Annotated in this window: 27 protein-coding genes and 2 pseudogenes; 3 read left to right on the forward strand and 26 right to left on the reverse strand. The window is 45.0% G+C overall.

From position 1 onward, the window contains the following. Positions 1-233: 233 nt before the first annotated feature. The 14 genes from AC4G47_RS14970 to AC4G47_RS15035 form a co-directional block, all read right to left on the reverse strand. Positions 234-596, reverse strand: a complete 363-nt coding sequence (locus AC4G47_RS14970; RefSeq protein WP_491106571.1) for a hypothetical protein — start codon at positions 594-596, stop codon at positions 234-236. Beyond that, positions 593-850, reverse strand: a complete 258-nt coding sequence (locus tag AC4G47_RS14975; RefSeq protein WP_491106572.1) for a hypothetical protein — start codon at positions 848-850, stop codon at positions 593-595. The genes AC4G47_RS14970 and AC4G47_RS14975 overlap by 4 nt, the downstream gene beginning before the upstream one ends. Positions 851-870: 20 nt before the next feature. Continuing rightward, a complete protein-coding gene (locus AC4G47_RS14980) occupies positions 871-1,779 on the reverse strand; it encodes a CPBP family intramembrane glutamic endopeptidase (RefSeq protein ID WP_491106573.1) in 909 nt (302 codons plus the stop codon). A gap of 149 nt (positions 1,780-1,928) precedes the next feature. Further along, entirely contained in the window at positions 1,929-2,048 is a 120-nt protein-coding gene (locus AC4G47_RS14985) for a response regulator transcription factor (RefSeq protein WP_458127082.1), read from the reverse strand. A gap of 51 nt (positions 2,049-2,099) precedes the next feature. Next, positions 2,100-2,195 (reverse strand): hypothetical protein, encoded by a 96-nt coding sequence (locus AC4G47_RS14990; RefSeq protein WP_491106574.1) that lies wholly within the window; start codon positions 2,193-2,195, stop codon positions 2,100-2,102. Then, the gene (locus tag AC4G47_RS14995) at positions 2,186-2,347 is read right to left on the reverse strand and encodes a hypothetical protein (RefSeq protein ID WP_491106575.1); all 162 of its coding nucleotides are present in this window, start codon (positions 2,345-2,347) and stop codon (positions 2,186-2,188) included. Before AC4G47_RS14995 ends, AC4G47_RS14990 begins: the two co-directional genes overlap by 10 nt. Continuing rightward, complete coding sequence (locus AC4G47_RS15000; protein WP_491106576.1) at positions 2,334-3,509, reverse strand: sensor histidine kinase; 1,176 nt, start codon at positions 3,507-3,509, stop codon at positions 2,334-2,336. The genes AC4G47_RS14995 and AC4G47_RS15000 overlap by 14 nt, the downstream gene beginning before the upstream one ends. A gap of 429 nt (positions 3,510-3,938) precedes the next feature. Beyond that, positions 3,939-5,171, reverse strand: coding sequence for a serine hydrolase domain-containing protein (locus AC4G47_RS15005; RefSeq protein WP_491106713.1), 1,233 nt, complete (start codon positions 5,169-5,171; stop codon positions 3,939-3,941). A gap of 47 nt (positions 5,172-5,218) precedes the next feature. Further along, on the reverse strand, positions 5,219-6,337 hold the full coding sequence (locus tag AC4G47_RS15010; RefSeq protein ID WP_491106577.1) for a DUF418 domain-containing protein: 1,119 nt from the start codon (positions 6,335-6,337) through the stop codon (positions 5,219-5,221). Between the two features lie 311 nt (positions 6,338-6,648). Further along, positions 6,649-7,239, reverse strand: coding sequence for a TetR/AcrR family transcriptional regulator (locus AC4G47_RS15015; RefSeq protein WP_491106578.1), 591 nt, complete (start codon positions 7,237-7,239; stop codon positions 6,649-6,651). 324 nt (positions 7,240-7,563) lie between these two features. Next, a complete protein-coding gene (locus AC4G47_RS15020; protein ID WP_491106579.1) occupies positions 7,564-8,259 on the reverse strand; it encodes a metallophosphoesterase in 696 nt (231 codons plus the stop codon). Further along, complete coding sequence (locus AC4G47_RS15025) at positions 8,252-9,337, reverse strand: ABC transporter ATP-binding protein (protein WP_491106580.1); 1,086 nt, start codon at positions 9,335-9,337, stop codon at positions 8,252-8,254. Before AC4G47_RS15025 ends, AC4G47_RS15020 begins: the two co-directional genes overlap by 8 nt. Beyond that, positions 9,321-11,102: an ABC transporter permease gene (locus AC4G47_RS15030; RefSeq protein WP_491106581.1), complete on the reverse strand. Its 1,782-nt coding sequence runs from the start codon at positions 11,100-11,102 to the stop codon at positions 9,321-9,323. The genes AC4G47_RS15025 and AC4G47_RS15030 overlap by 17 nt, the downstream gene beginning before the upstream one ends. Positions 11,103-11,112: 10 nt before the next feature. Beyond that, entirely contained in the window at positions 11,113-12,213 is a 1,101-nt protein-coding gene (locus AC4G47_RS15035; RefSeq protein WP_491106582.1) for an ABC transporter substrate-binding protein, read from the reverse strand. A gap of 159 nt (positions 12,214-12,372) precedes the next feature. Here AC4G47_RS15035 and AC4G47_RS15040 point away from each other — a divergent pair, with 159 nt between their 5' ends. Beyond that, positions 12,373-13,272, forward strand: coding sequence for a LysR family transcriptional regulator (locus AC4G47_RS15040; protein WP_491106583.1), 900 nt, complete (start codon positions 12,373-12,375; stop codon positions 13,270-13,272). Positions 13,273-13,388: 116 nt separating this feature from the next. Here AC4G47_RS15040 and AC4G47_RS15045 read toward each other — a convergent pair whose 3' ends face one another. Continuing rightward, positions 13,389-13,886 (reverse strand): DinB family protein, encoded by a 498-nt coding sequence (locus AC4G47_RS15045; RefSeq protein WP_491106584.1) that lies wholly within the window; start codon positions 13,884-13,886, stop codon positions 13,389-13,391. 210 nt (positions 13,887-14,096) lie between these two features. Between AC4G47_RS15045 and AC4G47_RS15050 the strand changes: the two genes are divergently transcribed. After that, a complete protein-coding gene (locus tag AC4G47_RS15050; protein ID WP_491106585.1) occupies positions 14,097-14,384 on the forward strand; it encodes a copper amine oxidase N-terminal domain-containing protein in 288 nt (95 codons plus the stop codon). A gap of 217 nt (positions 14,385-14,601) precedes the next feature. On the opposite strand, the gene AC4G47_RS15055 is transcribed toward AC4G47_RS15050, so the two are convergent. From AC4G47_RS15055 to AC4G47_RS15065, 3 genes are read right to left on the reverse strand one after another with little or no spacing between them, the layout of a single operon-like run. Beyond that, complete coding sequence (locus AC4G47_RS15055; protein WP_491106586.1) at positions 14,602-14,808, reverse strand: hypothetical protein; 207 nt, start codon at positions 14,806-14,808, stop codon at positions 14,602-14,604. 57 nt (positions 14,809-14,865) lie between these two features. Further along, positions 14,866-15,588 (reverse strand): CPBP family intramembrane glutamic endopeptidase, encoded by a 723-nt coding sequence (locus AC4G47_RS15060; RefSeq protein WP_491106587.1) that lies wholly within the window; start codon positions 15,586-15,588, stop codon positions 14,866-14,868. After that, positions 15,578-16,138 carry a PadR family transcriptional regulator gene (locus tag AC4G47_RS15065; RefSeq protein WP_491106588.1) on the reverse strand — a complete coding sequence of 187 codons (561 nt, stop codon included), beginning with the start codon at positions 16,136-16,138 and terminating at the stop codon, positions 15,578-15,580. The genes AC4G47_RS15060 and AC4G47_RS15065 overlap by 11 nt, the downstream gene beginning before the upstream one ends. Positions 16,139-16,393: 255 nt before the next feature. On the opposite strand from AC4G47_RS15065, the pseudogene AC4G47_RS15070 reads away from it, so the two are divergent. Beyond that, positions 16,394-16,622, forward strand: a pseudogene (locus tag AC4G47_RS15070) (FAD-dependent monooxygenase); the annotation flags it as partial. A 350-nt stretch (positions 16,623-16,972) separates the two neighbouring features. On the opposite strand, the pseudogene AC4G47_RS15075 reads toward AC4G47_RS15070, so the two are convergent. From AC4G47_RS15075 to AC4G47_RS15110, 8 genes and pseudogenes are all read right to left on the reverse strand, one after another. Further along, positions 16,973-17,156 (reverse strand): annotated as a pseudogene (locus AC4G47_RS15075) (helix-turn-helix domain-containing protein); the annotation flags it as partial. Between the two features lie 190 nt (positions 17,157-17,346). After that, positions 17,347-18,282 carry a copper amine oxidase N-terminal domain-containing protein gene (locus tag AC4G47_RS15080; protein WP_491106589.1) on the reverse strand — a complete coding sequence of 312 codons (936 nt, stop codon included), beginning with the start codon at positions 18,280-18,282 and terminating at the stop codon, positions 17,347-17,349. A 126-nt stretch (positions 18,283-18,408) separates the two neighbouring features. Next, positions 18,409-19,287, reverse strand: coding sequence for a CPBP family intramembrane glutamic endopeptidase (locus tag AC4G47_RS15085; protein WP_491106590.1), 879 nt, complete (start codon positions 19,285-19,287; stop codon positions 18,409-18,411). Between the two features lie 233 nt (positions 19,288-19,520). Further along, positions 19,521-20,483 carry a glycosyl hydrolase gene (locus AC4G47_RS15090; RefSeq protein ID WP_491106591.1) on the reverse strand — a complete coding sequence of 321 codons (963 nt, stop codon included), beginning with the start codon at positions 20,481-20,483 and terminating at the stop codon, positions 19,521-19,523. A gap of 36 nt (positions 20,484-20,519) precedes the next feature. After that, on the reverse strand, positions 20,520-22,199 hold the full coding sequence (locus AC4G47_RS15095; protein ID WP_491106592.1) for an ABC transporter substrate-binding protein: 1,680 nt from the start codon (positions 22,197-22,199) through the stop codon (positions 20,520-20,522). A 66-nt stretch (positions 22,200-22,265) separates the two neighbouring features. Continuing rightward, a complete protein-coding gene (locus AC4G47_RS15100; protein WP_458127063.1) occupies positions 22,266-23,204 on the reverse strand; it encodes a carbohydrate ABC transporter permease in 939 nt (312 codons plus the stop codon). A gap of 15 nt (positions 23,205-23,219) precedes the next feature. Further along, complete coding sequence (locus tag AC4G47_RS15105) at positions 23,220-24,179, reverse strand: ABC transporter permease (protein WP_458127062.1); 960 nt, start codon at positions 24,177-24,179, stop codon at positions 23,220-23,222. A 223-nt stretch (positions 24,180-24,402) separates the two neighbouring features. Further along, positions 24,403-26,565: an alpha-galactosidase gene (locus AC4G47_RS15110; RefSeq protein WP_491106593.1), complete on the reverse strand. Its 2,163-nt coding sequence runs from the start codon at positions 26,563-26,565 to the stop codon at positions 24,403-24,405. Positions 26,566-26,590: the final 25 nt, after the last annotated feature.

The raw sequence follows: 26,590 nt of genomic DNA on the forward strand, positions 1-26,590 counted from the left end.
ACGTGTTAGATAATTTTGGCAACAAAATTTTAGATGGCATCACTTAATATTTCCGCTGCCTCTCCAATTATCTGTCTCTACCGTCCCTATAGGTAAACAAAAAGAATCGTCAGCATTACTGCAACGATCCTTCTGTCAGTACGTTAGTAAACAGCAGCGAGAATAACGGCTGCAGTTATTTTACATTTCTTTTGTGCCAAAGTTTCAAGTATACCGTTATCTCAATCTTGTACCTAAGAAGCAATAACCTTAATATTCTCTACCTTATAGCCATTAAGAGCATCTCGTCGAAACGTCATTTGAACTGTTTCTGGTTGTTCTCCTTTCATTACCGTCATCTCCAAAATAAACTTTAGTTCTGGGATGTCCGAACCTTGGATCGGCAACACATGGGTATTCGCGAACAAAAAGTTGTCGTGGTACTTTTGACGAAGAGTGCTCATTATTTGAGGATGCAGTTCGATTATCAATGCCTGCTGAATCAACGAACATTGATTAGTGTCTGCTATTGGCTGAGATTCTTTGCCCGAAGCTGGAGTTTCGATTAACGAAATTAACCCTAGCGCTAAAACGAATGTCACAATAAACTTTATCAAATGTAAACACCTCCTAGTTGGGATATTCTACTTTTCCCATTTCTCTGTAATTCAGCCCTCCTTTCAAAAGGAATCAATCGGACTGAAAAACCTACAAAGCACCATGCCGCTGTTGTGATGGCTCCGAATGCTTTGGCTGAGGCAATAATAGCAAGGCCATTAATACAAGCATAAAGGGAGGAAATCAACAAAGTGATTAAACGGGTCTTGAATGCAAAACCAATTTCTGCATCGGCAGCACGATTGTCCATCATTTCTGGATTGATCTTCGTGGTTATTCTTGGAAGCCTTCACTTTTTGGAGACGGAATTCGACCCGACGGCAGATTGCGATTGCGAATAGCGCCATACAGCATGGGAATGGTAATCAGAAGGCTGATGATAACCGGAACTACAGACCCCTCAAGTCCAAAGTCACCTCCAGTGAGAAGTGAAGGACCGGTCACTTTCACAATAAACAGACCGTCTGAACTGTGTCCAGAAACAGGGATCCCAAGCAAACCTTCAAGTGCATTCCAGGAAAAATGTAGTCCCATGGCAAACCACAGGTTTCGTCGCCACATAAATGCGGCTCCAAGCAGAAGACCTGCTTCTAAAGTTATGGCGAATGCGCTCCATAATGTTGCTCCTGTATTCCCAAGATGGGCTATTCCAAAGAATAGAGAAGTCACAGCGAGTGCGGTCCAGTTTCCCAGCAATTTATGTATGGCTTGAAACATTAGTCCACGAAAGATAAGTTCCTCGACAATGGCTGCGCCTAAAGCAGCTTCAATTGAAGCGATTAGAACAGTAACCGTATCCGCCTCGTTCACCCATTGAAAGGAGTAACCTCCCAAGGAAACTATAATAATAGTGGATAAGGCAATTAACATAGCCCCGGTTAGTGCTCCCATAACAGCTTCAACCCCTGCACCCTTTCTGGATAACTCAGGAATGGACCGACGGGCCAAATATTTCATGGTGAGTATATAGACCATGATGGCGAGAAAGCCCAACGTTAGTGTCAACAGCAGAGAAAGCACGTCCGGTGCTTGCTCTGCTAGCGGTCGGATGGACGCATCCACAAGAATTATGCCGATAGCCCCCGCAATCATCCAGATGATTGGAAAGCGCCAAAACACACTCCATTTGCTTATTTTCTCACCCATCTGTGAATGTTCTTTGTGTGCAGATCTTTTCTTCATGTCTTGAGTCAGCTCCTCTATAATTTGATGATAGTTATGAGTATGGGCTGAAAAAGTCATAAAGTGACAGTGCGCTTTTGTCATGATAAAGTCATATACCCCTAAGAAGCCGGAACTATATAAGTTACCGGCTTCTTAGGGGGCTTGTCTTAGTAATTCATGATTCCCGACTCTCTGGCTTTACGGGCTGCCTCTTGTCTTCCCTTAACATTAAGTTTTGAGTAGATCGTTGAAATGTAATTCTTGATCGTTCCTTCACTAAGAAACAAAGCCTCTGCAATATTTCAATTTCACGGCTACTAAGCCCGTATTCATTATTTTTAATAGCGGATCCCGTATATAGGCATTCGCTCTTTGATCTGAGCTGTTGCGTCAACGCCATTCATGACGGGCATATTGATATCCATCAATACCATATCGGGCAGAAACTGATGGCAGCCCTGAACTGCTTCTCCCCATTTTTAGCTAATCCAACGATTCCAATATCTTCTTCCATGGACAGCACGATATGTAGGCTCTCCAAAATTAATTCCTGATCATCTGCAAGTAATACTTTAATTTTCCCCATGCAGCCCCACTCCTTTCAGGGGAATTTCACATCTGACTTCGGTGATCGTTTCATCTCCTACCTCTGATGATACAAACAGGCTGCCCCCCAGCCGCTCAACTCGATGTTTCATCGTAGTCAACCCGAAGCCATATTTCAATTTGTCAATCGGTTTCCCATTATTTCGAACAACCAGGTGCAAAACGGATTCGGAAAATTGAAGCTCCAAATCCAGTTGAGACGCTTTTCCATGTTTTAGTGCGTTCGTAATAGACTCCTGGATGACTCGCAGAATCGCCTGTCGTACTTCAAAATGCGTGTGCTGCTCTGTTCCTAGTACTTTTAACGTTAGGAGAATTCCTGTATGTTCCCGAAAATTGGCCACATGGGCCTCAATCTGCCGTACAAGATTCGACTCCGCTTCTTCTCCAATCTCATGGACAATACTTCTCATTTCGTCCAGATTTTGTTCAGCCAGTGCTCTTAAGCGAATTAACCGTTCCTTGACCTCGGCAGGCTTACGATCCATAAGAGCGATGGAAGCATCAAGACTCATAATGATTGAGATGAAGGAATGCCCCAGGGTATCATGAAGTTCCTTGGACATACGATTGCGTTCTTCAAGCAGAGTCATTTTCTCAATTTCAGCAGCGTAGTGGGTTAACAGCTTATTTTGCTGCTCTACTTCGACCACAAGTTCATTTTTTTGGTAATACGCTTTGGCCACGAAGCTGGCCCATATGCCGATGAAGCAGAATAATACATTATCTGTCCCGCTACTAAAGGCTTGTTCCCAAGGTAACTTTAAATAAGACTGGAAGATAAAAGGGATGAATAGAATTGCGGGAATGACCCAGAATGTCTTCTTGATCAATAAGTACCCCATTGTTAGACTCGGCAGCAGATAGTCTGCTTTGGAAGTCAGCTCCGGATGGATAACAGAGTTCACATAATAAGAACTACCCAGCATTAGCTCCGCGATACAAAACCAGACCTTGTTCATGCGCCGTTGAGGAAACCAGAAGATCATTGGAACGATAAGTGCTGCCATTAGCCAAATGACGTTTAACCATGTTCGGTTCGACATGTCACTCTCTGTAAACAGCCGTGATGACAGCAAAATGTAATGGTATAAACGAAGAGCAAAAATACCCCAATCCATAAAAGATAATATCTTTCTCATGTCATCATCCTATACTGTTTTTCAGTAAGAACATCAGTAGCTCTGAATCTAGTGTATCACTTTTTGTTAGTTTGTTTACTAATAATTACATTCTTCAATTTTCAAATCATCAGCAGCATCTATATTCACTGACTCATACAGTTCATGGAAATACCAGATAAGCCCGAAATAAAATGATGATCATGTATCCGATGATTATCATTGAGATACGACAAGAACATATATACTTCAAACAAAAAAGCCGCATCGAATGCGACTTTCAAAGTATTCATATTCTTGTCTTCTGACAGGTCCACATGTGGCGTGTACACCACTGATTCAGGCTACTATCTGCTTAGTTTCGATGAAAGTCATATTCAGGTGAATGTACAACTTGATGTTGAAGGACGATTCATAGAGAAATTTGAGGAAGGAGCAAGGAGCAAGGAGTTAGTCTTCGATGATTGCCTGATAGACCATGGTCCAGAAGTCGTGGATAAGATGTGCAGAATCCGGGGTGGACATCCCGACCTGAGTGAGCATAATTCCTGTGAGTTGTTTGTCCGGGTCGGCATAAGCCGAGGTTCCGGTTCCGCCGTCCCAGCCGAACTGACCGATGGATGCATAGTCGCCGCGGTAGGTGCGTACCGCCATCCCGAAGCCCCAGCCTCCGTGCTGCCCTTGACCATGTGACAAATGGACGTTGTTTTTTGCCAAGTCCTCTCGGAATGCTTGTTGCTTGGGCGTAAGACGGTTAGTTGTCATCAGCTGGATGGCGGGCCGGGACAGGATCCGTTCGGTCCCATGTATTCCTTGGTTCAGCAGCATCTGTAAATACGCGTGATAGTCGTCAACCGTTGAGAGCAGCCCACCGCCGCCTGCTTGGAACATGGGAGGTTTATTGTAGCGTCCGCCTGCTGCCTCGTCCCATACGATGAACTCACCAGTCTGGGGATCGGGGATGTAGGCGGGAGGCAGCCGGTCAATTTTGCTCTCGGGCACGTAGAAGCCAGTGTCCTTCATCCCTAGGGGATCAAGGATACGTTCGCGCAGGAATGTCTCGAATGTCTGACCCGTGACCCTGGCAACGAGTACGCCGAGAACTTCGTTACTCATGTGGTATTGCCACCGCTCACCGGGCTGGTAGCAGAGCGGGAGTGTTCCCAGACGACGCATCCACTCATCGGGCTCTGGCATCTCCTGCCCTGGCGTGTCATATAACCCATTCTCGAAGATCGCGCTTATGATCGGAGAGCCCATTAACGTCATATCCACTCCGAGCCCGAACGTGGAGGTCAACAAGTCCCGGACAGTAACTGGTCGCCGTGCCGGCCCGGTTTCGTCCAGTGGGCCATCTGGTCGTTTAAGCACCTGTCGGTTGGCGAGTTCAGGCAGCCATGGATCTACTGGGTCGTCGAGATGCAGTTTGCACTCGTCGAGCAGCACCATCACCGGAGCAACCGTAACGATCTTGGACGTGGATGCCATCCGGAAGATCGTGTCCCGGAGCATCGGCGCGCCATCGTCATGGCGCATCGTGCCGATCGCCTCGACGTGCGTCTCTCCGTTCCGGCTGATTAGGGCGACGAAACCAGGAATCTTCCCGGACTCGACATGTCCTGACAGCACGTCGTGCATTCTTTGCAGGCCTGTTTCGGAGAAGCCTCTGTTGCTTTGTTCCATCTTCGTTTTCATTTCGTTTCCCTCACTTTCCTTTATCAAAAAAAACATTATCTTCTATCTGATACTTTCCGTTGTCGATAGATGAGTCTTCTCAGGAAAGCATCGACAGGGCCGCTCCATCCCCGTTTTTCTAGCCAGACAGCGAGGCAGACACTTGAGAACCAGATCAACACTGCAATTGCAAACACTCCAGCACCATTAAGCACACCTCCCAATCCAAGGGCGACTGGCGAGAGCAAGAGGACAAGCAGCGCTTCCTGGTAAATGTAAAACGTAAGTGATCGTTTGCCAACTGACGCAAGCGCATCCGTCATCCTCGGGGCCGTACGACGGGCTGATATGCTGAACAACGCAATAAGAGCCGTATATCCTAATCCGCCTGCAATGCCGGTGATGATATGGACGATTACAAACCAACTAATTAATTCAGGTTTCGGATTCCACATATTTGCACCAGTCAAAGCATAAGGAAGTGCTCCGATCAGCGATATACCAATTCCTCCAATTGTCATTCGTTTCAACTGGGGACGGAAGCGCTCAGGATTATCCAGCCACCGTTTATGGGCAGACCATACTCCTAAGGTGATAATTAGCAGCATCGGATAGAGCAGCAAATTAATCAGAATCATAATCGGAAATGCAATTATATGCTCCGAGACTAGAAGTAGGTAAGTGTGGGAAGGAGTTAACCCGATGTCCAGTTCTTCTCCCGTCAAAATCGGATATACCGCTACCCAGGCAGTCGGAATAATAGCCATGTATACTGCGCCAATTACGATCATAGCCCTACGCTGCATCCACACCGGCTTAAACAGCATCCATCCGAGAACAAGACCGGAAATGCCATATACGGCGAGGATGTCTGCTCCTCCAATTATGACAAGATGTATAAACCCAAAAACGATCAATAACCATGAACGACGACGCAACAAGCGCTTCACTTCCATTATAGGTACGCCTTTATCCAGTTGGCGTGTTACCATAGAAGCCAGCCCGTAACCGAACAATGCTGCGAACATCGGATAAGCACGGTTATCCACGAACAACAGGCCAACCAAATTCACGAAGTCTTCAAGCCAATGCTCTCCAAGTGGACGGGTCAGCGTAAACGTCTGCGCTGTAAACAAATATATTGGAGCGTGAGCAATGACGATGAGCAGCAACATAAATCCGCGTCCTAAATCAGGGGCAAGCGATCTTTCCTTATTTGATATTGGGTTTAGACCCGGCAGTCTGCTCTTTCCTCCCTTTTTCAAAACAACCAAGCACCTCACTTTTTAAATTATTATTGATTGACTCAATCAGTCAACAATATGGTAAATTGGGTGCCAATTTTTGTCAACAAAAAAATTCCTTTTTGCTTTCCAAGAGTGAGGAAAGCAAAAAGGCTAAGTTCGTTTACAAACAGGATATGTAGATTGGCGGGGAGCATATTGGAGTGTAGATAGCAGTAGATTCACTTCACTAGCGGATTCTTTTATTTTTGAATAACTCTGAGCAGCATTCGTATATTCCAGTCCAAATTTTGATGAAGCCAGCCCACATCGTCAGCGATCAATCCCGACAATATCGTCAGATAGAGATTGGCAAGCATCTCAGGTTCTTCTTTAACGATTTCATCGCGAGTCTGCCCTTCAATAAGGATGGGTACTAGCAACAATACATATTTCTCACTCGTCTGGCTGATCAGTTTCCTTGTCTCTTCATCAAGTTCAGGATATTTCATACAGCTTTGAATCATTCGAAATACGTCATGACTTCCTGCTGTGATGGCTGACCGGGTGAAGTGTTCTATTTTCTCCAACGGTTTCGCTGACGAAGATCGAACCTCCTCGATCAAATGCTCAGCGCCTTCCATTGCCCAGAGCAGACTTTTTGTAAGTAATTCTTCTTTGGACGCGAAATAGTGGTACATAAGACCGTGGCTTAAATCAGCAGCCTTGGCGATCATGCCCATCTTCGTGCCCTCTATCCCATACTCCGCAAACACCCTTAGCGCTGCTTTTAAAATTTGATTCTTACGTGCTTCCCGAATATGTTTGGATTGCTCTTCCTTGTATCGTGCCATTATTTGAGACCTCTTTTTTGGATACAGTATAGCACATTCAAAATGGCTAGACAGCCCCTGATTAGGTCCCCGATCTCCCAAACACGACTAAATGGACATTCGTATCCTTCGAGCTTAAGGGAAAATGATGCTGTCATCTTTCTCATTCAACTCCTCTCATATTTTCCAACAAGCTATTTGACGCAGGCAACTTCGTTCGCTGTGTTATATGACTCATTGCCCGCTGGGCAATTTCCAAGTTCAATCCCTATGCTTGCTACAAAAAATAAAGACATTGAAGGCTACTTAGCCTTTCAATGTCTTATTGCAATTATACGAATCTCTCTATCTTGTATCTGAGAACATATTTGGCTTTTGATGATATAACTGTATTGCTCCCTCGTTCTTCTCTAGCTCAGTGAGAGCTGCAGACTGAACTTGAAACGGTTCTTGCACGGACACATACCAACGATTTCGATTTGAAAAATCCACTAAGCTGAGATAATGTCCGTGGCCAGCTCCAGTATCGATTCCCACTTTCCCATTACCTATCCAGATTTCCCAAGGTGGCACCTCGAACCGAAACGTGGAAGTATGACCGAAAACAACGGTATAGTTTGGATCAGCCGGGCTCGTAAAGAAAGGCTCTCGTATTTCGGTCAAATCCTCAGGCTTTTGAGCTCTCATAGGAACTCCTGGACGTACTCCGGCATGGACGAATAAGAAGCCATCGCTTAAGAAATACAACGGTAAACCCTCCAAAAAATCGCGATAATGTTCAATTGAAGTTTGATTTTCGGTATTAAGACTCGGCATAGAGGCCAGCCATTTCCGTTCATTGTTACCTTGCAGAGCGATTGCTCCATTCAAGGTTAATTCGTGTACGAGTTGCAGCGTTCCCCAAGAGTCAGGCCCTTTATTGACATAATCCCCAAGCAAGATCAATTGGTCCTGATCGGGACGATAACCCGCAGTATTCAGTAATTGTTTAAGAAGATGTCCGTACCCGTGAACGTCGGACACGGCAAGCAGTCTACCCATGACCAGGTTCTTCGCCTCCTGGAAAGATCATGGTTTGCTTGGGTGATAATCGAATCCAGCACTCCGAACCGGGTTCGAGAGGTTCATTGCTGAATCCATGGACACTTTGGTTATCTTGGGTTTGCATGATGACTCTCCAATGAATACCTTCGAAAATGGATTGTTTCACTATTACCTGAATTTGATTCGTCGTCTCTTCTTCTCGCTCCAAAGAAATGATTAATTGTTGAGGGTGAGCCATAACAATGGCTTGTCCCCCTCTCGTTGCACGTTCCATCATTTGTCCGATGATAACCTGTTCTCCGATATGCACAGCAGAACCGTCCATCGTAAAGACAGCGCTCAGACGATTGTGATACCCCATCAGCTGGGCGACCCAAGGTGTCTTTGGGTGGTTGAAAAGTTGATGGGGTTCTGCGAACTGATCGATTCCCCCTGCCCGAAGCACCATGATTCGATCAGCCAGAGTGAAGGCTTCAAGCATATCGTGCGTAACATAAAGCACAGTTGTATCCAAATTGGATAAGAGGCTCGCCAACTCGCTGCGCATTTCAGTTCGAAGCTTGACGTCCAGATTGGACAGAGGTTCGTCCATCAGCAAAATGGAAGGTTCGGTGGCAAGCGCTCGAGCCATCCCAATCCGTTGCTGCTGACCACCAGAACATTCGGTAGGCAATCGATCCAGCAGTCCCTCCAATTGCAGCATCGATTGTAAATGATCCAATCGCTGCTTTCTTACCGATGAGTCCGTTCGGGACCTCTTCATACCATACTCAATGTTCTGTTGCACAGTCATGTGCGGCCATAACGCATAATCTTGGAATACCATATTAACGGGTCTCTTCTCTGGTGGCGTGAACTGTTTCTTGCCATCTACCGGTTGGCCGACCATTTCAATGACGCCGCCGTCGATTCTCAGCAATCCGGCGATCAGCTGCAGCAAGGTAGATTTCCCGCAGCCAGATGGACCAAGGATGCATATGCGTTCACCTTGGTTCATCTCAAACGATAGAGGTCTTAGAACTTCTTGCTTATCAAAAGACTTGTGAACCCCTTCAAGCTTAAGAATTGGTTTCATATTGCGAACCTCCATATGTCATGCGGTGGTTTGTGGCTGGACGGATCGCTACACTCTTCTGTAAGCGCCGATCGTTCCAACGAAATACAGATTCACCTGCAATCTGGATGAGAATAATGATGAATAATAGAATTGAACCACTCAAGATTGTTGCTGCTGTTGCATAACCATATCTACCAAACTCAAAAGCCTGATCAATAACGAGAGGCATCAGGACATAGTTTGCAGGCTGTAACATTGAAGCCAGAGCGAGGTCAAACACGCTTGTGCCGAAAGCCGCCAATACGGCGAGAAGCAATGAACGGCGCGTCAAAGGCAACACGATATGTACCATTCGGCCAATCGTTCCCGCACCTTGCACCGCTGCCGCGTTTAGTACCGAAGAAGAAATGGTGCCGAACGAACCCAACTGAACACGAACAGCGTAAGGAATTGCTCCGGCTATGACCGCAATCACGAGTAAGGCAGGCGTTCCATACAGATGAAGGTTGACATACTCCAGCCATTTTTGATTCCAGACGAAAATGTAGCCGATCCCCATAACGATTCCCGGCACGGCAAGAGATACGATGGAAAATAGCTGCAGTCCGCCTTTCATCGGAAACTGTGTAAACGTAAGCACATATGCCACAATAAAGCCAATGATCATGCTGATCACTGCCGCAATCGCAGCAATGGATAATGAATGGATCATGCCATCCAAAAAATTCAGTCGAGTATGATCTGGCACGCTTGAGGAAAACAAAGAGGCATAATGACTTAACGTAAGATTCTGCAAAGCGAAGCCATCGCCCATCTTTTTCATCACTGAAACGCAAACACTACTACCGACGGGAATACCAATGCTGATGGTTAGAAACAAGATCGTAATCAAGTTTAATAGATAGGTTTTTTGAGGTTTAACTTTTATCGTTTTTCTGGCCCTGGAATTAAGGAAGTCAAATCTTGACTTGCGCAGGCTAATCATGAGCACGAACATGGCCAGACCCAGTAAAATAACGAGATAGAATGCAAGTACACCCGCCATATCAAACCGAACCGGTGATTGATAGATGGCGGAGTAAATTGAATACGTTAATGTCGGAAAACGATACACGGTGGACAATGCTGCAGGCAAACCGAAGTCTCCAACGGTATCAATAAAAACCAATGTGGCTCCAGCAACGATGGAAGGTGCCGAAAGTGGTAATTCTACGGTCCGCCACACCGTCCAAGGACGCGCGCCGTTCAAGCGGGCAGCATACCCGTATTGGCTGACATTCCACTCGGCTGAAGCTAGCACCGTCAGATAGGCTAAAGGAAATTTGCTTAAAGCCATGATGAACATAAGTCCCATAGGTTGAAACAAGAGAGGTGTCACCCACCCCATACTGAGCGAACGGCTTGCGATCCCGTCTGCTCCGGCGAACAATATCCAGCCTTGTGCCAGCATAAACGATGGCATAATCAGCAGAAGCCACACACCGGCGTCCAACAAACGTCCTGCTGCATAATTCCACCTTGCTCTCACCATGGCGAGACAGGTACCAAACAGGGTCCCTAACAGTGCTGTTCCCACGCCTAGCCACATGGAGTTCATCAAGGATTGGCGCCACAAAGGACGATTAAAAATCTCGCCAAGCAACCCCAGTCCTTGGAAACGGATTTCTCCGAAAAATAATCCTGGTAGAAAAGCGTTAAGCAAAACGGCGAGTAACGGCAAGAAGATCACAATGAACAAAATAAGTGCAATGCCAACTCCCCAACGAGTTCCTGGATTTCTCATTGGATTTGTCCTAATTTACGTTCTGGTCGGCAAACCAGGTCTTGATGTCCACTTCGTGCTCAGCGGACCATTCGGCTGGAGGAAGCAGGAATGTTGGATTGGGCTCACGGTCTTTGCGCGACTCTACCCCTTGTACCAGCGGTGTGAAGAAACTGTCAGAAGAGTCCAGCGAAACGAGCATTTGCTGCGTTTCCGGTTGAAGCATAAATTCGATAAATGCTTTGGATGCCGCAGGATTTTTAGTGTATTTGCTGATTGCAGCCACCCGTAGACTACCAGGAGCCCCCTCTTCCGGCCAGATGAGATTCACTGGCTCGCCGGATTGCTTTAGATCATATGCGTTACTCTCTTGTAAAGCGGCAATATCAATCTCACCGGAAACTAATGCACTTCCTAATGGGCCGTTCTTGGGATAAACTCTCAATCCCTTATTCATCATTTGTCCATACTTTTGTTCGGCCTCAGGAATGCTCCAATGATAAAAAAGTGAGGAAACGAGCGGGTATGCGGGAGCGGCCACTGCTGGGTCGGCTTGTCCGGCTGTACCTTCATAATTGAAAAATTCCTCCCATGTCTTTGGTGCTTGTGCCTCAGTCAGACGATTGGTGTTGTAGGCAATGACGGCTGATGCATGAATGGTAACTGGAGTGTAAGCATGATCCTCAGGAACGAGCGATTCTCCATACTCACTGAGGTTATCCATATTTCCAGGTGTCCAATCCGTCATGAGGAACCCTCTGTCAGCCAGATTTCGAATGGAACCATGTCCGTCCATCATGACAACATCCCACTGAGGATTACCTTGTTCTGCTTCAATTTTGGCTAACGCCTCTCCCCCGCCATAATGGACTGCTTCAATTTTGTAGCCCGTTTGCTTTTCAAATTCGGGAGCTACGATATCGACAAAATCATTGCCATACAAATAGATCGTTTTCCCAGTATCTTCATTGGAAGAATTCAGATTCGCTGTCTCTTGAAATGAGGAGACGTTAGTTTCTGCACCTCCTGCAGAAGCATTTCCATTCGTACCCGTTCCTCCACCACATCCAGCAATCATCAGCACCAACGCAAGACTTAATCCACTTAATCGCTTTTTCCAAACGTTATTCATGTTTTTCCCCCTAAGATATTATTTAAGATCTACTATCTATCCTAAAGGAGTTGTTGGAGATTCATATTATGTTAAAGTTAAAGTTGTTTTAAATGATATTAATCAATTGTATGATATGATAGATATTATCTATGTTGAGGGTATAAGGAGTGTATATACATGAATTTGCAACAGTTGAAAGTGTTCGTGCATGTCGTTAACTTGCAAAAACTGTATTTGGTTGCAGAGAAGCTAAATATTACACAACCTACGGTGACATTTCATCTAAACAAGCTACAAGAGGACGCTGGGATGGCGTTGTTCCATACCAAAACCTATCATGTCATTAAACTGACTGAAGCCGGCAAATCCTTGTACCACTACGCCAAGCAAATTGTGGCTTTGGATGACGAAATGCGCCGAACGCTGGAGAATCACAAAGGGACAGCGGCCGAACACTTAAGAATTGGAAGCACACATACGCCTGCTACCTATATCCTCCCTGATTTGTTGTCAGTATTCAGACAAGAGCATGATATTTATTTAAGCCTCGACGTTAAACCAGCTGCTCAAATCGTAGAGAAAATAAAACTTTATGACCTGGATGTCGGTGTCATTTCACATACGGAACCGGATGATCCCGACTTGATTTATGAACCCTTGATGAAAGATGACCTCATCATCATCTTCCACCCGGAACACGTTCTTGCTGCCAAATCCAAGGTTGAACCGCACGACTTGCAAAGTCTTCCACTGATTGCCCACGAAGAAGGGTCAAGCAGCCGGACAATCATTAACGAATGGGCTATCGAAAATGGTGTTCGGTTTACAGAAATTATGCAAGTTTCGGGATCGGAAGCATTGAAATCAATGATTCGCCAAAATATGGGGATCGGAATGGTTTCACAAGCTTCCATTATTCAAGAACTTGCCAAAGGGGAAATCATGTCTTGTGCCCTTCCGAATTGGAGTCCGATCAGAACGATTTATGCGGTGAGGCATCGTAACAAACTACTTACGCCTTGGCTTCGTCTCTTCTGGAACATGCTCATTGACCGTTTTTCCTCGGAGATTAAATAATATGAGCGGGAGAGTAAATCATCTGTTATGCCCTGTGAAAACGTTCATCAATAGAAAACAGTCGCAGAATACCGACGGTCATGTCGGTATCCTGCGACTGTTTGGTGAGCATTAGTTCATTTGTATTCCTCGTCTGCCGAGGGTCCATAGAGGCCCGGCACCGGAATATCGAGAAGCCGCAAATAAACCCCGAGCTGCGCCCGGTGGTGGATCATGTGGCTTAATCCGAAGCTGCGAAACGCGATCGCGCGCGGTTGACACAGGATGATATGGTCGCCGTTCCGCAAGGTCCAGTGCTCGCCGAGCGTTTTCTCGTCGCATTCGGCTAACAGCTTATCAAGCTTGACGACGTTCGCGTCGAATTCTGCCAGCACATCTGCGCGTCTCTTCAAAGCTTCCCGCCGAAGCGGTACCGTCGAAAGATCGAATTCCGGGTAAAGAAAAATTGCGACTTGCCAGTTCAGCAGGTTAATCAGGTGCGTGGCCAGCCCGCCCAACGTCATCGATTTCACGTGCGGCTTCCACGTCAAATACTCCTCGGGCAAGCGCTCTAGAATGCGACGAGTATTGGCCAGTTCTTGCATGGCGTCTCCGACGATCAGTTGTTTCACCAAGCTTCCCTCTCCTCACTTATATAAATGTATTCTATTCAATACTAGCATATATTGTAAGTTTTCTCTTTAACATTGTAATCGAACAAATCACTACAAAATAATACTCAAAATAATCACAGATTAATTATGCCCACCAGCTCCATAAATTGTGAAAGAACCAAAATATAAGAGGATATTAAATATTATAAGGAGGATACATATGAAGAAACGATGGAAAGTGAGCCTGGTCCTTGCAGCTGGACTGCTCATTCCTACAACTGTCTGGGCAGCAGGGAAACAGATACTGCCCAGTTGTCTCCGCAAATTATGATGCTCTTGGAGGGTCGAGTTATCGGGACGCCATCAGATGCGCCAATCTCCTATAATGGAAAAACGTATGTACCACTCCGGCTGGTCGGTGAGTCACTTGGTTACGAAGTCAAGTGGAATGGAGCAAACCAAACGATCTCCATTACAAATCCGGAAAAAGATTTCCTCTTGTTAAAAATGATGCAGTAGAAATTCTGACATCAGAGGGGAAATATGACTTTGTTACTTCCGTGGATAGCAAGTCCTTCCTTGGCGGCATAAATCTGGACTTCACCTTAGCGTTAAAATGAAACGTGAAGACGTTATCAAGCAAATGAGCGAAGACTACTATTACCGTATCAAGATTAAATAATAGAACGATGCATAATCATACGGATACTGGCTTTGGCTATTGCACCTTAGAAACCTAATAGTCCACAAACAGAACTTTTACAACAGTAAGCAGCCCAATTGCTATCCTCATCATATCGGTCTCACGTCTTTTGGCTGCGGTCATCAGCGAAGCGCCTGGGATTATCGGGAACGCCCATTTCTGGCCACTTTTGCAGCACATGAGTATTACATCTTGGGCAATATCTTCAGCGACACCAATATCACGCCCCATTCTAATCAAACGGAAAACGGCCTCCTCCACCTTTCGGACGGAAATGGCCATTATGCCTTTGAGTAGTTATTTCATAAACAAGGCACTGAATATAACGACATCCTGCAAGAAATGAATCGTCAGCGCCCAGAAGAATCCTTTCGTTTCTAACATCGATTTGGCTAAGAACCATCCGATAAAAGCAGCCATCAATACACCCGGTATCCCGCCTGGATTTCCAAAATAATGAACCACACCAAAGATCGCCGCTGCTAATCCTTGCGCTACATACGGGGAGAATCCATATCTGCTAACAACGGCAACAAACGAAAACCGAAAGATGACTTCTTCTGAAAAAGCATTCATAAGCGCAAAAACAAGGATGAGTATTACCCCAGGATATAACTCTAGGCTGACGCTTCCTCCATAAACCACTTGGAAGTAGATGACGACAGCTGTAACCAACGTAATCACGATCGCAAAGTTTACACCTAAGTTTTTCCACGTCTCCGTTTCTTTTGGTTTAATGCCAATCCACGCTTCAGGCCGAATCTTCCCATCTCGCTTTTTAAGGTTTAAATACGCAAGCCCATCTTTACCTGCCATCCCATATACAATGCCAATCACGATAACAGCCAATAACAATACCGTGATTTGATAACTAATCTCTAGATTATACACATTGCTCTGGAATATCTTTAGTCCGAGGGGCGGACTGCTTCTAATCCACAGCAGGAGTGGGGCACAAGCGACCACTACGATCGTGATTAACAGAATGGGAACGATGTTGAACCGTCGTTTATGACTCATTTTCATGCCCCCCGTTTGGGTGATTTAATGTTATCAACGCATGTTGACACCATTCGATGGTCATTCGAAGATATCGCTCACCATAGTCTAGGGTCAACAACCAGAGCTGTACCTGTTTGCTTTCCCTATCCGGAACACTGTCTTTAATTCCTGCAAGCATCGTCATTAACTGCTTACTCGCTACTAATTCTTCTTCGAGAAAAGTAACTAATTGAGGGAAATGGCGTTCATCGGAGATAAAGACTTTCATAAGCAATTCGTTCCTCATCACAGATTCCTCAGGCGGTACTGTTAACCATGAATCAAGTTGGTCACATCCCTGTTCCGTAATGCCGTAGACGATTTTACGTCTTCCCGTCTCTGCTTCTTCCACAACCGACACAGAGCCATCTAGCTCCAGTTGTTTGATGCTCTTATGAATATGTCCATAGGATTCGTTCCAGAATAGGCCGATACTTTCCTTCGAAAACTTAACAAGCTCATAAGCGCTCATGGGCTTAATACGAAGTAAACCGAGTATGGCAAAATGGGTAGTATTAATTCTTTTCATACGCCTCTCCTCGCATCGGATGTATCTTTAAGATATATCTGTTTAGCATAATACTCCAATACCCTAAAGATTACAATCCATTGCAGAAAATAATATCCCGCTCTGAATGATTCACAGCACATTAAAAAATGTGGAGTCCTCTTTTGCCGTCAACAAGTGTAAGATAATATTTAAACTTGAATCCACTCTGAAGTAGCCAATCATGCTCCAGCTTTTTCATGTAAAGGGGTTTGAGCAGGTCACGGTTCAGGAATTATGTCACAGACAATCCTGATCATAGGTGGCGGAATTGCAGGCCTATGCGCCGCGATCACCTTATAGCAAAGTAAAAGTATACGAAAGAAATACCGCGCCACCTGTTGCTGGCGCGGGTATCATTATCGCCCCGAATGCTTTGCAGGCGCTAAAGCCATACCGTATTTCCGACGAGATCATCCGCCAAGGTAATCCAAGCGACGGCTTCCATATATTATCGGATCGAGGCCGATGCCTTCGCATACATGGCAATTATCAGGGAGCATTCTCAGATAACGATGCCAGACGCAGTGAGAGAATCGGACAAATATCAAATCAATCCTGGAAAATCGGAAAAATGGCGAAATCGGAAAGTTTCCCATTCACTAGTGTCAGAAATCGACTACTGAAGCATGCCCCTAAAAGGATCTATCGTAATCAAGCACAGCGCTCGTTCTCATCCAACACCTTACAGATAAAACCGCTTAGCGTTCGTAGCCGTTCTATCTCGGCTTCCATCTTGGAAACAGACTGTATAAGCAAACGATGCATGTTCCGGCGTCCCTTCATCTTTCCAATTCCGGATGGCTTGGACGGACAACCCCACCTTTCGGAGGAGCAAAATATGTGCAAGCTGATACATCTCATCCAGGCTATACATCCGATATTGATTCTCATCGATGTAGGATGGGGGCAATATTCCTTTTTCTTCGAAATAACGAATTTGATGGACGGATACGCCCATCAGTTTCGCTAACTCGCTAATGGTGATTTCTTTTTTCATCGGCTTTCCCCCAGTCACCTTGAATTCCAATTAAGCATATACCTTAGGGCAGACCTAAGGTCAAGTCTTCAGAGTAAAAAACAAAATAGAACTAGTAAGTCCACGTTGAGTTATACTCTTGTCCTTGATAAAGGATAAGTACTTACAATAAATCAAAAAAGCCGCTATAATAGCGACTCTCATTGGTCTATTATTCTTCTTCATAAACTACGACGGTTTTACTTTCTTCTTCCCATTGGACGTTTGCATCCAATGCCTCACTTATAAAACGTACGGGTACATAAGTAATGCCTTTTGTAATGGTGGCTGGCGCATCCAAAGAGACGTCTTTGCCATTAACTTTTGCAGTCTTACTGTCAACTACAAGTTTAATACTTACCCCATCCTTCTCGACAGTGATAGATCGTTCTTCGGGATTCCATGCCACTTCGGCTTTCAAAGACTCAGCTATGGCGCGAAAAGGAACAAATGTGTTGCCTTTTTTGACAAAAGGTTCGGAGTCAGAAGCTTCCCCGTTCACATACAGCTTCACCCCATTCTTTTTCCCCGCCTTTTTATTGAGCTTTCCCATTGTTTTGTACAGGTCCAGATTTTTAAAATTGGCTTTGATGGCTTCTTCCTGCAAATACACCGCGTCAGTCACACTACCGTTTTTTTCGAGCATTTCTGCTGCAGTTTCCAACGCCTTGTCCTTTTCAAGGATGGCTTCAAGTTCTTTGATTTGTTCGTCTGTCAGCTCAGTCGCATATTTTGTAAGCAAAATATCGGCTAGTACAGCACCTGCCGGTTTATCTTCCACATGTTGAATGGCATTTAGCAAACCTTTGTATCCTTTAGAGCCTTTTTTCTTGGATTCGGTTGAATCGGTTGTATTGTTGGTTGTATTATCTGTCTCCGAAGTTGAGGAACCCTTAACTTTGTCATCTTCCGTGCTGACCGCTTCAGAAGACTCGACTTCTTCGGTCTTTTTCTCCTCAATTGGAGTTTCTTTTTCTTTGGGTACTTTTGACGATACCTCTTTACCCGATTGTCCGGGTGGATTGTTTCCCGGTTTGGCTGAGGTTGTGCCTGCGGCGGTGGCAAGCATTAGCGCCAGACTGGTTAGCAAGATGACTGTTTTTTTCATTGACGATTCCTCCTGAAGTAAAAAATATATGCTCTTTCTTTATCGGAAGAACGGATATATTCTGATAGAGATTTTGCGATAGATTTTCAATGATTTAAGATGCATGATCCCGACGATACAAGAGCTTTAGATCGTGTTCTTTGGCTGATTGTGATTGCGAACAGCGCCATACAGCATGGGAATGGTAATCAGAAGGCTGATGATAACTGGAACTACAGACCCCTCAAGTCCAAAGTCACCTCCAGTGAGAAGTGAAGGACCGGTCACTTTCACAATAAACAGACCGTCTGAACTGTGTCCAGAAACAGGGATCCCAAGCAAACCTTCAAGTGCATTCCAGGAAAAATGTAGTCCCATGGCAAACCACAGATTTCGTCGCCACATAAATGCGGCTCCAAGCAGAACACCTGCTTCTAAAGTTATGGCGAATGCGCTCCATAATGTTGCTCCTGTATTCCCAAGATGGGCTATTCCAAAGAATAGAGAAGTCACAGCGAGTGCGGTCCAGTTTCCCAGCAATTTATGTATGGCTTGAAACATTAGTCCACGAAAGATAAGTTCCTCGACAATGGCTGCGCCTAAAGCAGCTTCAATTGAAGCGATTAGAACAGTAACCGTATCCGCCTCATTCACCCATTGAAAGGAGTAACCTCCCAAGGAAACTATAATAATAGTGGATAAGGCAATAAACATAGCCCCGGTTAGTGCTCCCATAACAGCTTCAACCCCTGCTCCCTTTCTGGATAACTCAGGAATGGACCGACGGGCCAAATATTTCATGGTGAGTATATAGACCATGATGGCGAGAAAGCCCAACGTTAGTGTCAACAGCAGAGAAAGCACGTCCGGTGCTTGCTCTGCTAGCGGTCGGATGGACGCATCCACAAGAATTATGCCGATAGCCCCCGCAATCATCCAGATGATTGGAAAGCGCCAAAATACACTCCATTTGCTTAATTTCTCACCCATCTGCGAATGTTCTTTGTGTGCAGATCTTTTTCTCATGTCTTGAGTCAGCTCCTCTATAATTTGATGATAGTTATGAGTATGGGCTGAAAAAGTCATAAAGTGACAGTGTACTTTTGTCATGATAAAGTCATGTGACTATACCCCTAAGAAGCCTAATCATATACAGATAAAAATGCCCCCATCATTCTCATAAATGATGGGGGCATTCTCTTATCCTAAACTACTAAACCGCTAAATCAGCAGTTTTTATGGAAACTTCCCTAATGGTATTAATATAGCTTCGGTAGCTTATCCAATGTTATGGCATAGTCACAGTGATATGCGCTGCGCAGCTCCTCTTTTGTCGTAAACTTCTCCGTTTTACCAAAAGCCTGAGACCATGTCATAAACCACAGCCACGGGATGCGCGAGGTGGACAAGCTTCTGACACTCGGAATCGGACCAATTTCCCCGATAGCAGCAAGTTTTGGAACTCTTGTTACACTAACTAGTTCTTCATATTCCTTACGTAAATCAGTATGTTGGTGAGCCGGAGGATACATATCTCTGGAAATAATGTCAACCACGTCATCCCCAACATAACCTTCGACTAACGGTGAGTTCCATACCCATATTAAATTCGTTAGATTATGATATTTCGTGTACCGCTCATACATGATACGATATAACTCTTTCGCAATGGCCGGACCTTGGCTACCCCACCAGAACCAGGTTCCTTCCGCTTCATGAAATGGTCTCCACAAGATCGGAATGCGTTTGTCGCAAAACTCGCGGAGGATTTCAGCCATATGATCCATATCGGACAGCAGAGCTTGGTATTCTTTTGTCCCTTCTGTAATCGCTTTACTCACGTTAAAATCTGTATGCTCCGTGTAGAAGCTTTTATCCCGTCCGCCAAGCGGTGAAAACCAATGCCATGTAAATGTAAGCAATCCTCTGCTTTTCTGCGTCCACTCCCAAGCTTTTTGCAGCGTGTCCTGATTTTCAGTAACTTCCAGCAAACACTCTTCGCCACTATCTTCATAATTAATGTTTGGAGAATACCCCAGAAGCTCGAATCCGCATAGTGCTGGCCACTTCCCTGTTACTTGATGAATGTAGTTCAATTCTTCTTGCGCCATGGTTTGTGTGTGCTGTCCCGTAATGATGCCATTCCCTTGAATCTCGTGGAAATAGTTGAGAACAGAACGTACTTCTTCCGATGCATTAGGATTGCAAGGTATCGATTTCATCTTATCCTGCCTTTCTGTTTATTCTCAATTGAACGGTTATTGACCACTCCACAGTTTAACGCGGTCTTTCACATATTGACCAAAAGCCTCTTCCATTTCTTCCACTCCAGCCTTTTCCAATTCAGCCATGTACTCATCCCAGACTTTATCGAAATTTTCCGGTTTGGCCATTACCGCTTCAGGAATCCGTTTCCATGTAATGTCCTTCATTTTGGCCATTAATATTGTCGCCTGGCTATCGCTTGGCAAAGCAATATTGTAAACCGCCCCGGCTTTTCTTTCAGGAAACTCTTCTTCTTTCGGGAAAAGATCTCTCCAGTGCTCGACTTTGTAAGCAGCCAACGCTTCTTTTTCGGGTTCACTGTAGGTAGCCGTTAAAAGGTCACTGTTCGTTTTCGTAAAATAATTGCCTGTAGAGTCCTCAATTCCATCACCATAATGAACGGATAGGTTCCAATACAGGCCGAGACCCGATTCCTTCATGTAAGCACTACCCTCGTTGTCCATCTTTTCTTGAACTTCCTTCGGTACGGTTCTTTTTCCATTCTCTACAACGTAATCTTGTCCCTCGATCCCCCAGTTCATCAGAATCTGTCCTTCTTCCGAAGCCAGGTAATCTAAAAATTTGATTGCAGCTACGGGATCTTTGCACTCGCTGGAAATTGCGATCCCATATCCTCCGTCAAACCCAGCGGACCAGAAATTTGTATCCTTATACTTTTCAGACAACGTTACTGGATAATGGCCATAAGTCTGGTCAAATTTCCTTGCTGCTTTCAATGCCTGTTGAGCATCACCATAGTCCCATGCAGGGTCGATCAGGCCAAGCACACGCCCAGATGAAACCTTGGATTTGAATTGATCCGTCTTTTGGACAAAGCTTTCCTTATCCAATAAACCTATATCGTTCATATGGTTCAACCAGCGGAAATATTCCCTTTCCTCTGTACGGCGGAAATGATAGGTTACATCAAATGTTTCTTGGTCCACATAGTATTCTCCATCATCAGGTGCACCTGTCGTAAAGAATCCCATGTTTGTCACCTGATACATATGCCAGTCATCCGCATTAATGGTTAGTCCGACATTTTTGTTACCGTTTTCATCTGTTGGGTGTTTAGCCAAATAGTCTGTAAGGACCCTTTCATAGTCCTTTATCGTACGAATTTCAGGATAACCAGCTTCTTTTACAACACGATGCTGAAGTTGGAAGCCGCCGTCGGCTTTGAATTTACGTTCATCGATAGCAGACCAAGTCGGAATGGCATAAATGGCTTGATCCTCCAAACTATATTTGGCACGAACAATCTTATCGCCAAGCATCTTTTTAATATTTGGGGCATGTTCTTCAATCAGGTCCGTCAAGTCAAGAACTGCACCTACATCCACTAGCTTGCCAAGATCTGCCTTAGCTGCTATGAGATCGGGAACTTCACCGGTGGCAGCCATGATCGATACCTTTTGCACAGGGTCCCCTACTGCGAATTCAGCATCCAAAACAACGCCTGTTTTCTCTGTGATGACTTTTCCTATACGGTCATTCATATTGTTCCAGTTAGGACTTCCATCCTCTGAAAAATAAGTAAGCGTGATAGGATTTGAGCCATCTTTACTTGCAGATTCCCCGCCACTACTTCCACTGCAGGCTGCGAGCTGACTGAGCAACAGACCAGCTGAAAGTAGTGTTACTGCTGTTTTTCGGGTTCGCTTTTTCATAAAACAAACACTCCCCATGATTCAGATAATTTAAGGATACAAAGTCATTTACGGTTAAGTGTCTCATCAGCTTTTGACAGCACCCAGTGTCATCCCTTTAACAAAGTACTTCTGCAAGAATGGGTACACAATGAGAATAGGCACAGTTGCGATGATGGTAATCGCCATTTTTACAGCGTCAGGAGACACTTGTGACATCAATTGCGACATGTTTTCCCCACGTATATTGTTAGAGTTTGTGGTGGTACTCTGAAGCACTTTCATAAGCTCATACTGCAAGGTCGTCAGGGAGTCATTCGAACCATTATAAAGGTACGTATCAAACCAAGAATTCCATTGCCCGACAGCAAGGAACAAGGCTACGGTTGCAAGCGCAGGCTTGGTGAGCGGTAGTATGACACGCCAGTAAATGGTGAAATCATTTGCCCCATCGAGCTTGGCCGATTCTTGCAGAGCATAAGGAATTCCATCAATGAACGAACGTATGATGAATATATTGAAGGCGCTTACGAGTCCTGGCAAAATATAAACTGCAAACGTATTGATCAGATCCAGATTCTTTATCAAGATAAAACCAGGAATCAAACCGCCTGACACATACATTGTGATCGCCAGAAATACGGAAACAAACCGCCTTCCCTGAAATTCTCTACGAGCAAGTGTATAAGCAACCATTGAACCGCTTACAAGACCTGCCAGTGTTCCTATAACAGTTCGAAGCACCGATATTTTGAATCCCGTGATCAGCCCCTCATAACTAAAGATGAGCTTATAATTTTCAAGAGTGAATTGTCTAGGGAAAATTGATATACCGCCTCGAACAGTATCTACGGAATCGTTGAATGAAATGGCGAGCACATTCAAAAATGGATATAGCGTCGCTATAGTAACGATTCCAATGAAAACATAAACAAAGGTGTCAAATATCAAGTCTTGGGGAGATTTTGCACCGATCTTCGGTCGTTTGGGTGTGACGGAAGAAGTTGTCGGCTCGGATGCTTCCATGTCTGTTCCTCCTCTTTACATAATGCTTTCGTTAGCGAATTTTTTAAAGAGTCCATTCACGACGAACAGCAAAATCACGCTGATGACCGAATTGAAGATACTAATAGCGGTACCGAAAGAATATCTCCCCATTGATAAACCGTAGTTCAATGCGTATAGATCCAACACTTCGGAATAATCGCTAACCATGTGATTGCCGAGCAAGAATTGCTTTTCAAATCCGATTCCAACAAGGTGGCCAATCGACATAATAAACAGTACGATGATTGTTGGCCTGATGCCAGGGAGTGTAATATGCCATATTTGTCTCAAGCGACTGGCACCGTCGACCCTTGCTGCCTCATACAGTTCAGGTCCAATCCCCGAAATGGCCGCCAAATAGATAATGGCGTTCCAACCTGTCTCCTTCCATACATCGGCTCCGGTCACTATTCCCCAGAACAGTTGACCCTTGGCCATAAATTGTATCGGTTGGTCAATCAAATTCAGCCCCATAAGCAAGTCGTTTATCGCGCCTCCGTCGGTTGACAGCATTTTGATGACAATCCCCGCGGCCACGACCCAAGACACGAAGTGAGGCAGGTAAGAAACAGTCTGCACGAAACGCTTCATAAACTGAACCCGTACCTCGTTTAGAACCACTGCGAACAATACAGGAAACACGAACCCAGCCACAAGCCCCATAAGGCTCATTGCCAGCGTATTTCTTAGCACCAAATAGAAATGCTCATCCTGAAACAGTGCTTGGAAATGGTCAAATCCAACCCATTTTTGATCGAAAAACCCTTTGCCTGGTCTATAGTTTTGAAATGCCATCGTCCATCCCCACAGAGGCAAATACTGAAATACAAACACCCAGATCACAAACGGAAATGACATCATGTACAGATATTTCTGATTCTTAAAGACTTTCCACTTTTGTGAATTTTTGTGTTTGCGTGTGCGGAACCTTCTCTCTTCTGTTATCGCTTTCATTTCATCCCCCCCTTTCCTCTCCCATCATAAAACGATTATTATTTTGGCGACATATCGGAGATTTAGTAGAATTTCATTCGAAAATCTTTACTATTTTCAGAAAAATCAATTTTGTTTTCATAAGTTGGTATAATAAAAATCCCCTGCAGTAAAAATGCAGAGAATTTTTATAATTGAATCATTGAAAGTTAACGTTTAGAGAATACTTTTGGCTTCGCCATATTTATTGAGTAGCGCTTAACTTGAACCATACACTGGTATAATCTCCTGTAAGAGGAGGGATAATCAGGCCTGCTTGCATTAAACGATCCCCACCAAAAGTTCCCGTGTGTCCACTCTCTCCACTCACCTCATAAGTTAACGAATGATCCAATCCTTTGAGCTGAAGTACATCAGCAGCAGGATTGGGCTTGGCTAAAACTCGAAAGTAAAATACGATAGCTTCGGATCGATTGTCCGAAACGAACATCCAAGCAGTTTCATTACCTTGAAAAGGGCTCCGAAGTCTAAACAAATTACCTTTTTGGATGAGAGATCGATGTTCTTTGTACATGGCAACCTGTTTTTTTACCTGGTTTTTTTCGGCATCGGTGAATTTGGTCAGATCAAGTTCATAGCCAAAGTTCCCCGACATCGCAACGTCTCCTCTGAATTTAAGCGAGGTTTCGCGGTGGACTTGATGGTTCGGCACGGCAGAGATATGAGCTCCGATGGTACTGACGGGATAAACCAAACTGGTCCCATATTGTATTTTTAAGCGTTCCACGGCATCCGTGTTGTCACTTGTCCAAGTCTGCGGCATATAGTAGAGCATTCCGGGATCAAACCGACCTCCGCCGCTGGAACAACTTTCGAATAAAATTTCCGGAAATGCAGTCGTCAGTTTATTTAAAAGTTCATAGAGTCCAAGCACGTAACGATGTGCAACCTCCTGTTGATTCTCCGGTAAAGCCGTTGCGGAACCAATTTCGGTCAACGCGCGGTTCATGTCCCATTTTACGTAAGAAACAGGTACGTTGGTAAAGATTTCAGCCAGTGCATCATATAAATAATCACGGACTTCCGGCCGTGAAAGGTCCAATACCAATTGCCAGCGGGCTTCCGTCCGGCGACGGTCTTCAACGTGTAGGCACCAGTCGGGGTGCTTCCGGTACAGATCACTGTCGGGTGAAATCATTTCAGGTTCAAACCACAATCCGAATTGCAAGCCTTGGCGTTCAATCCGTTCCGCCAAATCACGCAAACCGTTAGGAAGCTTTCGACGATCTTCAACCCAATCCCCGAGGGAACTGTTGTCGCTGTCACGTTTGCCAAACCAGCCGTCATCAAGCACCAACAGTTCAATCCCCAGTTGAGAGCCTACCTCGGCAATCGCTTCAATCTTTTCTGCAGTGAAATTAAAATAAGTTGCCTCCCAATTGTTCACGAGAATCGGTCGCTCCTTGTCCCTATGCACGCCGCGGCATAAACGATTTCGGTAGAGTCGATGATAGATTCGGGACATGCCTCCGATCCCTCCATTTGAATATACCAATACAGCCTCAGGGGTTTGGAAGGATTCGCCGGGAGGAAGCATCCAACCAAAATCAAACGGATTCAATCCAATGCCCAAACGAACGACTCCAAAAGCATCCACTTCAGCTTCAGCATGAAAATTACCACTATACACCAGATTTACTGCAAAGACCTCCCCGTGATCCTCATCGGCTCCCGGGCTAACGACAGCCGCAAAAGGATTGTGTTGATGACTGCTCATTCCTCGTCTGCTCCCAAGACTAGTACCTCCTGGTCCCAGGGGCCTGCGTTGAAGATGCGCCTCTCGTGCCCAATGACCCGCGAGGTATAATAATTCATAATTGCTCTTACCGTACAAATCAACATTGGCACTAAGCGCACGTAAAAGTTTGATCGTGCTTTCACCAGTGTTCTTAAAGTGAACTGACCTGGTAATAGCCCCATCCCTGAAGATGCAATATTTTAGAAGAACGGTCATTCCTGCATATGCATCCTCCAGTTCCAGCTCCAGGGTATCTGCTTCATGGTCCGTTTCCGTATACACATAAGGCAACCCTTCAAGTGCTGGTTTACCTGCCTTTGTTGAGTACCCTTTATAGCGAAGCTCTGTAATCCGGCTTCCGTCTTCGAGTAGAACTTGATAGGCAGGCGACCTGAAGTCGCCTGTTCCGTATTGCGGATATTCATGAGGCATGGAGCCAGGCTCCATTTTTTCCAGACCTGGTACAAGTTTTTCCAGATTACCTTTCTCGGACAAACGTTGCCCCCAATATACTAATATTGGAAAGCCGTCTACGATTTGAATAACATAACTGGTTACATGGGATTGCAGATGAAAAATATGCTGTGACTCGTTAATATAAATTGCCATTACAGTATTCACTCCTGTTAAACTA

The sequence above is a fragment of the Paenibacillus sp. Negev47 genome, from assembly GCF_058313655.1.